Raw genomic sequence first — 13,964 nt, 5'->3', positions numbered from 1 at the left:
CCGCGCGCGGGGCCCACGACCACTCACCTACAACAAAGGATTGGCAAGCGAATGAGCCACGGCAAGCTCCTTGAGGTCGAGAACCTCCACGCCTACATAGGGTCCCCGCGCGGCGTCGTCAAGGCGGTCGACGGTGTCTCGTTCGACCTGGCCGAGGGCGAGGCGCTCGGCGTGGTCGGGGAGTCCGGATCCGGCAAGTCGGTCATGGCCCGCGCGGTCATGGGACTCATGCCCGCCCGGTCAGATCGCACCGGATCCGTCGCGTTCAAGGGGCGCGACCTGCTGGGCCTGAACAAGAAACAGCTCGCAGAGATCTGGGGCAAGCAGATCGCCATGGTCTTCCAGGACCCCGGCCGCTCGCTCAACCCGGTGGTGCGCGTCGAGCGGCAGCTCAGCGAGACCATGCGCGCGCACCTCGGCGTCTCGAAGTCGGAGGCCCACTCGCGCTCACTCACCCTGCTGCAAGAGGTTGGCGTGCCGGATCCGGAGCGCCGACTGCGCGCCTACCCCCACGAACTCTCCGGCGGGATGCGCCAGCGTGTCATGATCGCGGTCGCCCTCGCCTGCGAACCGGACCTCCTCATCGCGGACGAACCGACCACGGCGCTCGACGTGACGATCCAGCGGCAGGTACTCGATCTGCTGCGCCGGATCCAGATCGAGCGGCACATGTCGGTCATGCTGATCTCGCACGATCTGCACGTCGTCGCCGGCCAGACCGAGCGCGTCGCCGTCATGTACGCCGGCCGCCTCGCGGAGGTCGGGGTGAGCCGGCAGGTGTTTGACACCCCGCGGCACCAGTACACGAGCGCGCTGCTGGCTGCGACGCCCACCATCGAGCACACGCGGCACGCGCCGCTCAACGTCATCTCCGGCTCGCTCCCGTCGCCCACTGATCCGCCACCCGGCTGCAGATTCGCCGCGCGGTGCGTGGCGGCGACTGCCGAGTGCCACAGCGCACAGCCGCCGGTCACCGGCGTCGGCGAGCCAGGCACCGACCACTCGGTCGCGTGCTTCAACCCCGTGACACACGTAAAGGAAGGTGAGCTCGTTGGCCGGTAGCGGAAGCGCGCACCTGCGCGGAGAGGCCGCGGTGCTGTCAGTCGACGGCCTCGAGGTCGAGTACCACACGTCTGCCGGCGCGTTCAAAGCCGTCGCCGGGGTGAGCTTCGATCTGCTCCAGGGCGAGACTCTGGGCATCGTCGGGGAATCCGGGTGCGGAAAGTCGACGACCGGGCGAGCCGTGCTGCGTCTCGACCCCATCGCCGGCGGCACCGTGCGGTTCAAGGATGAGGCGATCGAACAGCTGAGCCCGCGGCGCATGCAGGAGCTGCGACGCGAGATGCAGATGATCTTTCAGGACCCGGTCAGCTCACTGAACCCACGCCGCTCGGTCAAGGAGCTGGTGATGGAGGGGGCGGCGATTGACGGCGTCCCCCAGAAAGAGCGCTTCGCTGGCGCGCAGGAGATGCTCACGCAGGTGGGGCTGCCGAGCGAGCGCTTCGCCGACATGCTGCCCCGACAGCTCTCGGGTGGCCAGGCGCAGCGGGTAGCGATCGGCCGGGCGCTGGCGGTGCAGCCGGCACTCCTCATTTGCGACGAGCCAATCTCGGCGCTTGACGTCTCGGTCCAAGCCCAGATTCTGAACCTGCTCGAGGAGCTGAAGCAGAAGTACGACCTGTCGATCGTGTTCATCGCGCACGACCTCGGCGTGGTCCGCAGCTTTAGCGACAACGTGCTCGTGATGTACCTCGGCAAGACGTGCGAGTTCGGCGACTCCGTGGAGGTGTACGAGCGGCCAGCACACCCCTACACGCGAGCGCTCCTCGACTCGGTGCCAAACCCCGACGTCGACGGCGGGTTCACCGGCCCGGCGCTCACCGGCGACATCCCCTCGCCGCTCAACCCGCCAACTGGCTGCCGGTTCCGGGCGCGCTGTCCGCTCGCGCAAGATCGCTGCGCGAGCGAGGAACCGGAGATGCGCGAGGTGCGCCCCGGACAGTACGCCGCGTGCCACTTCCCCCTCGACTGATCCCAGGCGCAGCGAGCACGCTGTCCACCGACACCAGCATTTCCAGGAGCATCACATGATCGAAGCACTCCCAGACCCCCTCCTCCCCGTGAGCCGCGCACTCGCGGACGCGCACGCGACACAGCACCACGTCGCGGGTGAGCAGTGCCGGGGCTCGGTGGCGCTCATCGACGAGGCCGCCCGCCTCCGCGGCGCGGCGGCGGTGCGCCTCGGCCGCGCGGTCTCGCTTGAGCGCGAGGTCGAGACTCGGCCCGCCCAGCTCGCGCGGCTCGCCGACGCCATGGCGCGCGAGAAGGCGCAGTGGCAAGCGCTCGCAGTCATCGAGCTCCCCGACGGCCACGGCGGGGTGGAGCTCGACGTGCGGGCCGGTGAGCACGGCCGCAGCGCGCACGGCGGCGACGTCATCACCTACGACGCCCACGGGATCCACAACACGCACATGGACGGCTTCGCCCACATCGGCGCCGACGGCACCTGGCACGGCGGGATCCCCGTCTCCGCCTCGCAGACCGACGAGGACACCATGGTCTCGTGGGCTCGGCACGGGATCGCAACCCGCGGGGTCCTGCTCGATATTCCGCGCGTGCGCGGCACCGAGTGGGTTACCGCTGAAGATCCGGTCACCGCCGCAGACCTCGACGCCGCGCTAGCGGCAACCGGGGTTGACTTTGCGCCGGGCGACGCGCTGCTCGTGTACCAGGGCCGGGATCGTTTCGAAGCGGCTGGGCACTCGTACACCCCGGGCGCCGTGCCCCAACCGCGACCGGGTATCGACGGCTCCGGGGCCGAGTGGATCGCGCAGCACCAGCCGGGGCTGCTGCTCTGGGACTTCCACGACGCGCGCCGTAACACGCAGCACCGCCTTGAGGTCCACGAACTGATCTGGGCGATCGGCCTGTGCATCATCGACAACTCGCTGCTCGGCCCCGCCGCGGCGGCGCTGCGCGAGGCGGGCACCTCAGTCGGCCAGCTCGTCGCGGCACCCGCGGCGATCCACCGCTCAACCGGCGTGCTCATTAATCCACTGCTGCTTTTCTAGTCCGCCCGGTTTCATCGCCGTATCAGCACACCACCACGAGATGCCGGCCAAGCCTCACCGCGACGCCAGCGCCGGCAAGGAGAACACACCATGAATGCACCGCGAGACGCGAAAGTCTCCGCCCCGATCGCCGACCTTGATTCAGACCACCCCATCGGGGAGTTCGCCGAGGGCGCCAGACTCGTCGGCACCCGCTGCAACGCCTGCGGCACGACCATGCTCGGGAACCGAGTGGTCTGCAGCACCTGCGTCAGCACGGACGTCGCGCGAGTCGCGCTCCCAGCGACGGGGTCGCTCTACTCGTTCACCCGCCTCCACGTCGGCGGCGACGGGGTTCGTCCGCTCGGCTATGTCGATCTCGACGGGGTCGAGGTCCGCACGCTCGCCGATCTCGATGAGAGCAACGGGCCGGTGCAGCTCGATGGCGCCGTGCGACTGGTGGTCACTGGCGACGCCTGGGCATTCGCTCCGATCGCCAGCAACTGAGGACAAGGAAGGTTTCACATGACTGAGAACGTACATGTTATTTCAGCGGCGATGATTCCGTTCGGAAAACACCGCAGCTCCTCTTACGTCGGCCTCGCGGTGCCGCCGCTCGTCGACGCGCTCCGCGAGGCCGGCGTCACGAAATCCGACATCGACGCGGTGTACGTGGGGCACTCATACGGCGGCATGATGACTGGTCAGCGCATCTGCAAGGAGATCGGACTCGGCACGGTGCCGACGGTGAACGTCGACAACGCGTGTTCGAGCGGGGCAACCGCCATGCACGAGGCCTGGACTGCGATCTCGCAGGGCACGATCGACGTCGCCGTGGTGATCGGGGTTGAAAAACTCACCCAGTTCGGTGGCGGCGCGCTCCCGCTCGCGGCCGAGGACCGAGAGGTCAAACAGGGCATCATCATGCCGGCCGTGTACGCGATGCGCGCCACTCGCTATCTCAACGACACCGCTGCCACCCCCGAAGATCTCGCGCTCATCAGCGTGAAAGCGCGCAAGCACGGCGCGCTCAACCCCTTCGCCCAGTTCCGCAGCGAGGTGACCGTGGAGGAGGTGCTCGCAGCGCGCCCGGTGGCCGACCCGTTCACGCTCCTCATGTGCTGCCCCACCGGCGACGGCGCGGCGGTCGTGGTGCTCGCCTCCGACCGCGCACGCAAGAAGCACGGCCGCGCGCCGAGCATGCGGATCGCCGCGTCGGTGCTCCACTCCGGCCACGTCGCCGAGGGCTTCCGCGATATGACGAAGCCCGAGATCAGCTACGACTCGGCCCGCGACGCTTACGCGCAGGCCGGAATCGAGCCGAAGGACCTCGACATGATTGAGTTGCACGACGCGTTCTCGATCGCCGAGCTGATCTACTACGAGGCGTTCGGGCTCGCCGAGCGCGGTCGGGCCGTCGACCTCATCCGCGACGGCAAGACCACATTTGGCGGCGACGTCGTCGTAAACCCTAGCGGCGGGCTCCTCGCCAAGGGCCACCCCGTCGGGGCGAGCGGCGTGGCGCAGATTGCCGAAGCGTATTGGCAGCTCACCGGGCAGGCCGGGGCGCGGCAGATCGACGACCCGCGCTGGGCGATGACCCACGTCACCGGCGGTGGCACGGCGGGCCTTGACCACGGCGCCTGCACCATCCACATCTTTGAGGCAGAACGATGAGCTCCACCGAACAGCCGCTCGCCGGCCTGCGCGTCATCGACCTGACCACTTTCCTCTCCGGGCCCTCCGCGACTCAGTTGCTCGGGGACCTCGGCGCAGACGTGATCAAGGTCGAGTCGCAGGCGGGTGACTCGAGCCGGGCGATCGCCGGGCCGAGCATCGAGGGCGAGAGCGCCTACTTTCTGGCGAACAACCGCAACAAGCGCAGCATTGTCGTCGATTTGAAATCGGAGGCTGGGCTCGAAATCCTGACTCGGCTGGTCGACTCGGCCGACGTCGTGATCGAGAACTTCCGGCCCGGAGTAATGCGGCGTCTCGGGCTCGAACCGAAGGCAGCGCTCGCGCGGAAACCGGAGCTCGTGTGGGCATCGATCAGCGGATTCGGGCAGGAGGGCCCGCTCAGCGGCCGCCCGGCCTACGACATGGTGGTGCAGGCGCTCAGCGGCGTGATGAGCCTCACGGGTCACCCCGGAGCGCCCGCCGCGCGGCTCGGGATCCCGGCCGGGGACGTGGTCGCGGGGCTGTACGCAGTGATCGGGATCCTCGCCGCGCTGCGGGCCCGCGAGGTTTCTGGGGTGGGGCGGATCGTAGACGTCTCGATGCTGAAGGGTCAGCTCGCGATGCTCTCGTACCAGGCGCTCTACACACTCATCACCGGCGTTGCACCCGCCCCGCAGGGTGCCGGCCACGACTCGATCGCGACGTACCGCTCGTTCAGGGGCGGCGATGGCCGGGAGTTCGTGGTCACCGCAAACACGCCGCGCATGTGGGAGTCGCTCTGCGCGGTATTGGGGCACGAGGAGCTCGTCGCAGACCCCCGCTTCGTCGACGGGGCTGCCAGGCTTGAACACCGCGTCGCGCTGTGGGAGATCCTCGAGGCGGCGTTTGCGACGGCTCCGGCCGCACACTGGGTCGCGGCGCTCACTGACGCCTCGGTGCCGGTCGCGCCAGTGAAGAACGTTCTCGAGGCGCTTGACGACGCGAAGGCGGCCGATGATGGCTCGCTGATCCCGATCGCCGACGGGGAGAGCGCGTTCGAGAACGTCGCGACGCCCATCACGTTTGTGGACGTCGAGACGCGCCAGGCGAGCTATCCCCCGCGCCTCGGCGCGCACACCGTGGAAGTACTCACTCAGGATCTCGGGTACACCGCCGATCAGGTGAGCGCCCTCATAGAGTCGGGGTGCGTGCTGACCCAGCCTGGCGCCCCGCAGCGCCCGGCCCCGCAGGTGGCCGCCGGGTAGGCCGGGACCACCGTCCACCCCCACACGCAAGACCCGAGGAGCAGCAATGAAATCTGTGTACGTCACCGGACCAGACCAGAACGAGTGGGTCGAGGTCGAAGAGCCGACCGTCGGCGCGAACGACGTGCTGCTGCGCGTGCGCGCCTGCGGCATCTGCGGCTCCGACGCGTTCTACTCGCACAACGGGGGGATCCCGCCCAGGTTGGGGGCGACCCCGCTGGGGCACGAGCCCGCCGCCGAGGTCGCCCAGATCGGCGCCAACGTGACGGGCATCGCCGTGGGCGATCACGTGGTCATCGACACCATGCGCTTCACCGACGGCTTGCTCGGCAGCGGCGGTGCACAGGGGGCGCTCACTCCCCTCGTGCTCGTTCAGGACTACGCGCCCAACACCCAGCTCCGTGTGATCCCGTCGGACATCCCCTGGCACGTCGCAGCGCTCAACGAGCCGATGGCGGTCGCGCACCACGCGGTCAACCGGTCCGGTGCGCAGGCGGGCGACAAAGCGGTCATCTTCGGCGCCGGCCCCATCGGGCTCGGCGCCCTCCTGAGCCTCAAGTCGAAGGGTGTCGCGCACGTGGTCGTGGTCGACATCGTGCCGCGGCGCCTCGAGAAGGCGCTCGCGATCGGCGCGGACGCCGTGATCGATTCGTCGCAGGAGGACGTTGGCGCGCGGCTCATCGAGCTGCAGGGCGGCGTCATGGACGCCCTGGGCCGCGGCGAACGCGCCGACACCGACGTGTATATTGACGCCGCCGGCGTCGGCGCGGTCGTGCAGACCGCGCTCTCCTCGGCCAAGCACCGCGCGGTGCTCACCATCCCGGCGGTGCACAAGTCGCCCGTGCAGCTCGACCTCGGCGAGATCCTCATGAGCGAGGTGGATATCCGCATGTCAATGGGGTACCCCACCGAGATTTTCGAGGTCACCGACGCGATCATCGCGAACCCCGAGAAATACGCACTCATTGTCAGCGACGTGCTCCCGTTTGAGCGCGCGCTTGAGGCGCTCGAGCTCGCGAAGACGCCCGGGGCGGCAGAGAAGGTGGTCGTCACCTTCGATTAGCCGGTCGGGCCGCCCGGGGCCCGTGCTACTCGCCCGCGAGCCCCGTCTCGCGCATGGTGATGTTGATGCGGCCCGCCTCAAGCCCGCACTCGGCCGGGGCGGTCCCCGGGTGCACGCGCGTGATCCCGTGGTAGGCAAAGCGCGCGGCCCCGCCGAAGACGAAGAGGTCACCCGACGCCAGGGCGAGGTCGGTGTAGGGGCGGTTGCGTGTCTCGGTGTTGCCGAAGCGGAACGTGCACGTGTCGCCGATCGACAGCGACACCACGGGGGCGCTCGACCGCTCGTCTCTGTCCTGGTGCATGCCCATGCGCGCGGCATCGTCGTACAGATTCACCAGCGCGGTATCGGCGGTGTAGGCGTCGCCCGCACGCGGATCCCCGGTTGCCGCGACCAGCGCCCTGCGGCCGAGGCGCACCATCCAGTCGGGGAACTCAAGCACCCGGTTGCCGTTCACGTCAACGGCCTCGCGGGTGTACTCGTACGGTCGCCAGTGCCAGCCGAGGCAGACCGTGCGCACGCTCATCTCGTGCCCGCGCACCTTCGCGGCCCGGATCGGCACCGGGCCGCGCACCCACTCGCCGAAGCGGGCGACGATCCAGCGCTGCTGGGCCAGCGTGAGCCAGCCGGGGACACAGTGTGCCCCGGGCGGCAGCTCGGGAATCTGGCGCTCAATCATGTCGTCGCCGAACAGGGTCGCCACGTGCGTCTCCCTCCGCGTGCTCGCCGCGGCGGCCGGCCCGCCGCGCTCGTGTGATTCGAGTCTCGCAGCCACCACCGACACCGCGCCAGCCCCCACCCGCATCCCCGGGTATCTGAGCGTGATCGGCGCTTCCCCGGTCAGCTTCGGGTGCAAGACTGTGCGCATGGCCTACACCGCACTCATCTCCGGCGCATCCGCGGGCCTCGGCCAAGAATTCGCCAGGCAGCTCACCGCACTCGGGGTGCGCGTGATTCTCGTAGCGCGCGACGAGCACCGGCTCAGCGCCCTCGCGACCGAGCTCACCCGGGGCGCCACGGCGCCCGAGGTGCTTGCCGCGGATCTCACCTCCGACGCCGGGCTCGAGCGCGTGGCCGCGCGGCTCGCCGATCCCGATCGTCCCGTCGACATCCTCATCAACAACGCCGGCTTCGGCGTGTACGCGAGCTTCGAGGCGAGCGATATCGCTGATGAGCGCCGCATGCACGAGCTCCTGTCGTGGGCGCCGCTGCGCTTGGCGCACGCCGCCGTACCCGGCATGCTGGCGCGGGGCGAGGGCTGGATCCTCAACGTCGCGAGCGTTGCCGCATTCACCCCCACGGGCACCTACGGCGCCGCGAAGTCGGCGGTCGTGTCGCTCTCGCGCTCACTCAACGCCAGGTACCGGCGCCGAGGCGTGCGGGTCACGGCGCTGTGTCCAGGCCTGCTCGCCACCGAGTTCCACGAGCGTATGGGTGAGGACCACCTGCCGCAGCTGCCGCGCATCGCGTGGGCGGACACCCGTCGCGTGGCGCGCGAGGGGCTGCGCGCGGTGCACGCCGGCCGCGCCGTGCTCCTGTCCGACTGGCGCTACCGCCTCACCGGGCCGCTCACGCGGCTCCTGCCGGCCCGCGTGCTCGAACGGATGTCCACGACCACCGCGCAGGCCACCGCGGGCTCGACCGGGCGGTGACCGCGCCGGGTCCGCGCAGCGCGACGCCAATCGGGGAGAATGGACGCATGACCGATTCGAACGCTGAGCCGACCCCCGACGCGCTTCCAGACGACGTGCTGCAGTTTGCACACGCGCTGTTCGACGCCGCACGCGCGGGCGAGCTGGAGCAGCTCGCGGGCGCGATCGACCAGGGCGTCCCGGTCGACCTCACCGACGCGAACGGCAACACGCTGCTCATGCTCGCGGCCTATCACGGGCACACAGCTCTGGTCTCGGCGCTCGCCGAGCGCGGCGCCGACGTGAATCGCCCGAACGATCGCGCGCAGACTCCACTCGCGGGAGCCGTGTTCAAGCGGTACACCGACGTGATCGCGGAGCTGGTGGCTCGCGGTGCGGACCCCGACGCGGGCACCCCCTCGGCCCGCGCCGCAGCAGAAATGTTCCACGTGGAACTCCCCGGGACGTAATCCGCCGCGCAGCATGGCGCCTCCACCTCGGCCGAAACTCGAAGAGCTCCTCGCGTCAGGACACCCAGACTTCGGCGCTCAGGATCCTGTCCAAATATCCTGGCTTTGACAGCACCACCGCCACCATGAGGTGATTAGTACTGTTTTCGGCCTTCACCTTGAAGCGGGAGCCCGTGGCCTTAAAGATGTCCTCGCCATCCTCCACCCACTGGTACGTCACTTTCGTTCCCGCGGGGAGCTTCGAGACCGAGGCCGTGAGGGTGCTTCCTGGCTCGGCCTTGCCCGAGATCTTCACCTTAATGTTGCCCGAGAAGACCTTCACTGGCGAGCTTTGACCCTTGGCAAAATCTAGTCGCACCGCTTTGCCGGGCGTGACCCTCACCGTTTTTCCCTTTGCGGGATCCTTGCTGGTGGTTCCAAACACAGATATGACCTTGCCCTGCAGATTTTCCTGCACAACCTTGTAGGTCGTCGGGTACGCGCTATTCTCATAACCGTTTGCGTAGAGCGACCTCATCTTCTTCGTGCCGGTGCGATCGTAGAGCTGATAGCTGTTTCCGCTGGGGGTCTTGCCTGTGATCGCTATCGCCCCCAGGGCGGTCAGCTGCAGGTCATGCAGCGTACGTTCCCCCGCAAAGGCTTGAACGGCTTCGACCTTCGCGCACCCTGGGTTCCGTGCGCCCCACGGCGCACCCGTCGCCGGCTCAGTCACCGCAGTGATCCGGTACTTGCCGGAGCGCGGCACGGTGAGCGAGAACTTGTTGTCTGCGGAGGTTCCCTCCGCCATCTTCCAGCCTTTCACTGACCGACAGTCTGCTGTCCAGACGGAGATACCGGTCCGGGGGTCGAGCTTCAAAGCCTGCTTAGGGTTTTGCTTTAGGGTGAAGGTCCCAAAGATCTCGGTCACGCCCTCCTTTCCGCGGAGCGGCGCCACCGTATAGCTGTACGTCTCGCTCTTCGCGGCCTTTGTCTTCTGAGTCGCGCTTACGTAGAGGCGATACTGCTGCGCACCGGGCTTCGTAGCGACGGTGGCAACGCGGAAGGTCTTATCTGCGGAGACTCTGCTGCTGCTGAGCTTCGTCCAGGTCCTGTTCTGCTTTACCTGCAGCTGCACCCGCTTCCCAACAAGGCTCCCGGTGGTCTTCCCTTTGAAGACCACCCTGTTCGTCACGCTGATGTTTGACCTCGTGCGGCTCGTCACCCGAATCTTAGGATCCGCTTTCGCAGCATTTGGCAGCGCCGAGGCTGTTGGGGGGGGGCTTGCTCGACCGTCTCACCAGACTCCGCGGGAGCCTCGGTGGACTTCGGACTCGTATCGGGCGTCTCGGCCGGTTCACCGGGAGCAGACTCATCGCCGAGTCCTTCCTCGGTCGTGTCGTCCTCAAGGGGCGCAGTTGGGTCCTGTTCTGTCGCAGGTGCCTCAAATTGTGTGCCAACTGCAGTGTCATCTGCGGTGTCATCCGCGATAGCCGGGGCGACGAAACTGGCCGACACGAGGAGCGCAGCCACAGTCGCAACGCTCAGAGTGAGTCTATTCTTCAACGGTAGTCATCTCCTTCGTCATTTCTTCCCCCGGACAATCACACCGGCGAACCCACCAGGTCACCGCAGCCATCGACGTGGTCGCCCAGCTTTTCGGCCACTCGCTTGGAGGTGCTGATTGACAGCTTACGCACGAAGGATGACGAAGCACCCTGAGCCCAGGGCTCTACGCCACTCATTTCCGCGCAGCGCGGTGCTCATTTTCTTGGTGGTTCCGCGGTGGCCGACACCCCCTCAGTTGTCCGGCCTAGCGAAACCAGTTGATGCGGCGCACTTGTGCCCCGCACGGTGCGAACCCCGCACACGCCGGACAAAACGAGAGACCCTCGGAGTTCCCCGCCGATGGTGGGGAACTCCGAGGGTCGCGTGGGAGAGAGCGCGGTGACCGCGCCCCTACCGGGCGGTGCGGCGCCCGGTCCGCGCTCGTCCGAGCACCAGGACCGCACCAGCTGCCACGAGCAGCACGCCAACCCCCAGGAGTGGGTGCACCGAGTTCTCCGCGCCGGTGCGCGCGAGGGGTTCGGATGCGGTGCCGCCGGGCTTCGCGGTGCCGCCGGGCTGCGCTGCGCCGCCGCCGGGCGCCGCCGGCGTGGTGGTCTCATCGGCGAGCTCGATCCTCACGCTCGCGCTCGACCCGGAGAGCGCCATCATGCTCGGGGTGAACCGCAGGTCAAGCTCCGCGGCGTCAGCCGGGATATCGGCAAGCGTCATCTCACCGGCGCCGCCGGTAATCATGGCGGGATCCCCCAGCGGGACCCCCGCGACAAACGCCTGCACGTAGCCCTCAACCACGGGCGGCTCGACCGTCGTGTCCGCGTGCTCGTCCGGGGCGACCGCCGCGGCAGTCAGCGAGATCGTCACGGGCGTGCCCGGCTTCGGCGTGACCGCGTCCGGGGTGGCAGTCAGTGTCGTGTCCCACGGGGCGACGCGCAACTGAACCGGCGCGCTTTCAGAGCCCGCGAAACCGTCTGCGGGGAGGAACCGAGCCGTGACGCTGTGCGCGCCCGGGGGCAGGTTGTCCATGCCGAGCGTGTAGACCGCTTCAGCGTCGCCGGCCTCCGGATCCGCGTCGAACGCGACCGAAATCTGCCCGATGGGTTCGCCATCAGCGAGAAGCTCGATCTGTCCGCGCGGGTCTTCGAGCACGTCGGGGCCGGGGACACCGTCGAGGTCGGCCCCCGTGACTCGTGCCCGTACCACAGTCTCTTCGCCAGCGAGGAGATCGTCGTCAGAGAACTCGAGCTCGGTGACGGTGCGCGCCTCGGTCATCGTAATTTCTGCCGGGTCTGAGTCTGAGCGTTCAAAGCCCGTGAAGGTGGTCATATTGAAGTCGCCCTCGTAGTGCACGGCGAGCTTCGTGGTCCCCCACGGAGCCACCACACCGGAGAACGCGGCGCGCCCAAACCGATCGAGCACGGCACTGCCAATAATGAGCCCGTCAGCGGTGAGGGTTGCCTCCCCGGTCGGAGTGAGCGGGGCGAGGTCTGGGTCTGCCTGCGGCGTCACGACCTGGGCGGTGACGGTGAAGGGGTGGTGCGCCCGCACCTCGGAGGGTGCGGAAGCGATGGTGGTGGAGGTCGGTGAGATGACTACGTCATCGGCGTTATCCGTCACCGGGGCCTCAGCCAGATAGGTCACCGGCACGACAGCCGACTGCTCCGCAGCGGCCGCGTCGCTCGGCTCGTCGGCCGCGTCTCCCGCACCCGGATCCGTCCCCGCGGCTTCAGTCGGTGCCGGGCTGGACTCTTCCGCCACGGGTGCCTCAGTCACGGGTGCCTCGGTCACGGGAGCCTCGTCCGCGGGGGGCGCGTCTTCCGTGGTCGCTTCAGTCGCGTCCGTGAGCAGTTCTGGCGCGGGCGGGGCGCTTCGCCGTTCGACCCACGGGTTGTTGATGTTGGTCCGAGAAGCGCCCTGTTCCTGCAGCGGGTTGTCATCGGAGTACGGCGGAAGGTACTCGACCTCGTACTCGTAATTCCCCGGGGTGAGCGGGGCGGGAATGGTCGCCCTGATCACGCTTGATCGCTGCGCCACCGACTGCGAAAACACCACCTCCTCCCCAGACTTGACCCGCACCTCGCCCATGGCGTGTGAGGCGGGCGGCTGCGAATAGAGCACCCCCTTGAGGCGAGTCTGGATCACGAGTGTGAGTGGCTCTCCCATCTCGCTCTCTTCCGAGAGTGCTCGGGCCTTAACCGCGGTCGTGAGTGGCACCGTCACTTTCACCTCGTTGGGACCGGCGAACGGGTTAAACGATGCCGTCGTGGGCAGCTGATCACGGCGTATTTCTGTCGCGGGCGCCACGACCATTCCAAGCCCCGCACCACCACCGCCGCCACCGCCGCCACCGAGTCCCGCCGGGGTCATCATGACGCCGCCCTTTGAACCGCCGACACCGCTGGCGGGCCAGCCACCGCCACCGCCACCGCCCGGACCGCAGCCGATCGGCTTTCTTGCCTCGTGAGCGGTTCTCCGTTCCATGAGCCCCTGGCCCTCGGTGGCAGCGTGTCCCCACCCGGAGGTCTCAGAACCGTTGCGTCCCGCGGCTCCGCCGAAGCTCGACCCGCCGCCACCGTTCTGCGGTTCTTGCGCTTTCGTTCCCCCGTTGCCGCCAACGAGGGTGCATCCGCCGCCCGCGCCACCACCGCCCGCGGCTACGGCCACGAGCTGCGAGTTGAGCTTCACCGCCGCCGCACCACCACCGCTACCGCCGTAGGCCGAGAGGATATTCGTGGGGTGATCCTCGCCGCCCAGCGCTCCCGTGACGAAGCCTTCTCTGGAGAGAATGCTCGCTCTTCCCGCGTACAACGTCAGCACGTCTCCGGGGACCACCGGCACGGACACGAGGAGCTCCTCGCCCGCTCCGCCAGTGGCACCGCCCGCTAGAGTGACGCGGGCGTCACCGCCCTTGCCGCCCCGAAGCCCAACGAGTACCTCGTCGACTCCCGCGGGAACCGTCCAGTCGGTGCCCCGGCTCTCCGTGAACACCAGCGGAAGGCCGGCCGCCACCCGCTCTGTGGGTGTTGGCGCTGCCGTCGCGGGGGTCGCAGACTCGAGCGCGAGCGTGAAGCTCCCCGCCGCGAGTGCGGCGCCGAGCGACACCGCGACGATCCGCCGCAGCGCGGGCCGGGGTGCCGTGGACCGGGGCGTGAGGGTGCTGCTGCCCATACGTGAGTTCCTGTTCTCGGAAGGGGACTCGTCGCCGCCGGTGATGGCGTGCGCGACGGATCAAGGTAGGACAATCTTCGCCGCACCACAGCGGTGCGTCACACCGATTTCCGAGGATCAGGTAG

The 13,964-nt window shown here is 68.5% G+C and carries 12 protein-coding genes; 9 read left to right on the top strand and 3 right to left on the bottom strand.

Translation table 11 applies throughout. The annotated features are described in order from the left end of the window. Nucleotides 1-51: 51 nt before the first annotated feature. The 7 genes from EV139_RS05865 (at nucleotide 52) to EV139_RS05835 (ending at nucleotide 7,034) form a co-directional block, all read left to right on the top strand. Nucleotides 52-1,062, top strand: a complete 1,011-nt coding sequence (locus EV139_RS05865) for an ABC transporter ATP-binding protein (protein WP_130453366.1) — start codon at nucleotides 52-54, stop codon at nucleotides 1,060-1,062. Then, the gene (locus EV139_RS05860) at nucleotides 1,052-2,032 is read left to right on the top strand and encodes an ABC transporter ATP-binding protein (protein WP_130453365.1); all 981 of its coding nucleotides are present in this window, start codon (nucleotides 1,052-1,054) and stop codon (nucleotides 2,030-2,032) included. The genes EV139_RS05865 and EV139_RS05860 overlap by 11 nt, the downstream gene beginning before the upstream one ends. 55 nt (nucleotides 2,033-2,087) lie before the next feature. After that, nucleotides 2,088-3,071 carry a cyclase family protein gene (locus tag EV139_RS05855; protein WP_130453364.1) on the top strand — a complete coding sequence of 328 codons (984 nt, stop codon included), beginning with the start codon at nucleotides 2,088-2,090 and terminating at the stop codon, nucleotides 3,069-3,071. 90 nt (nucleotides 3,072-3,161) lie between these two features. Next, on the top strand, nucleotides 3,162-3,557 hold the full coding sequence (locus EV139_RS05850) for a Zn-ribbon domain-containing OB-fold protein (protein WP_130453363.1): 396 nt from the start codon (nucleotides 3,162-3,164) through the stop codon (nucleotides 3,555-3,557). Nucleotides 3,558-3,575: 18 nt separating this feature from the next. After that, complete coding sequence (locus tag EV139_RS05845; RefSeq protein WP_130453362.1) at nucleotides 3,576-4,727, top strand: thiolase family protein; 1,152 nt, start codon at nucleotides 3,576-3,578, stop codon at nucleotides 4,725-4,727. Continuing rightward, complete coding sequence (locus tag EV139_RS05840) at nucleotides 4,724-5,971, top strand: CaiB/BaiF CoA transferase family protein (protein ID WP_130453361.1); 1,248 nt, start codon at nucleotides 4,724-4,726, stop codon at nucleotides 5,969-5,971. The genes EV139_RS05845 and EV139_RS05840 overlap by 4 nt, the downstream gene beginning before the upstream one ends. 46 nt (nucleotides 5,972-6,017) lie before the next feature. Next, the gene (locus EV139_RS05835) at nucleotides 6,018-7,034 is read left to right on the top strand and encodes a zinc-dependent alcohol dehydrogenase (protein ID WP_130453360.1); all 1,017 of its coding nucleotides are present in this window, start codon (nucleotides 6,018-6,020) and stop codon (nucleotides 7,032-7,034) included. A 25-nt stretch (nucleotides 7,035-7,059) separates the two neighbouring features. Here EV139_RS05835 and EV139_RS05830 read toward each other — a convergent pair whose 3' ends face one another. Then, on the bottom strand, nucleotides 7,060-7,734 hold the full coding sequence (locus EV139_RS05830; protein ID WP_337248783.1) for an alpha-ketoglutarate-dependent dioxygenase AlkB family protein: 675 nt from the start codon (nucleotides 7,732-7,734) through the stop codon (nucleotides 7,060-7,062). Nucleotides 7,735-7,897: 163 nt separating this feature from the next. On the opposite strand from EV139_RS05830, the gene EV139_RS05825 reads away from it, so the two are divergent. Beyond that, on the top strand, nucleotides 7,898-8,683 hold the full coding sequence (locus EV139_RS05825) for an SDR family NAD(P)-dependent oxidoreductase (protein WP_130453359.1): 786 nt from the start codon (nucleotides 7,898-7,900) through the stop codon (nucleotides 8,681-8,683). Between the two features lie 47 nt (nucleotides 8,684-8,730). Further along, on the top strand, nucleotides 8,731-9,132 hold the full coding sequence (locus EV139_RS05820) for an ankyrin repeat domain-containing protein (RefSeq protein WP_130453358.1): 402 nt from the start codon (nucleotides 8,731-8,733) through the stop codon (nucleotides 9,130-9,132). Nucleotides 9,133-9,187: 55 nt separating this feature from the next. Here EV139_RS05820 and EV139_RS05815 read toward each other — a convergent pair whose 3' ends face one another. Together EV139_RS05815 and EV139_RS05810 are read right to left on the bottom strand one after the other, a co-directional pair. Continuing rightward, on the bottom strand, nucleotides 9,188-10,303 hold the full coding sequence (locus EV139_RS05815; RefSeq protein ID WP_130453357.1) for a hypothetical protein: 1,116 nt from the start codon (nucleotides 10,301-10,303) through the stop codon (nucleotides 9,188-9,190). A gap of 764 nt (nucleotides 10,304-11,067) precedes the next feature. After that, on the bottom strand, nucleotides 11,068-13,839 hold the full coding sequence (locus EV139_RS05810; protein ID WP_130453356.1) for an Ig-like domain-containing protein: 2,772 nt from the start codon (nucleotides 13,837-13,839) through the stop codon (nucleotides 11,068-11,070). Nucleotides 13,840-13,964 lie beyond the last annotated feature (125 nt).

Origin of the sequence: Leucobacter luti (genome assembly GCF_004217175.1) — a bacterium.
Taxonomy (GTDB): domain Bacteria; phylum Actinomycetota; class Actinomycetes; order Actinomycetales; family Microbacteriaceae; genus Leucobacter; species Leucobacter luti.
This window is presented reverse-complemented; position numbering and strand designations above follow the sequence as displayed.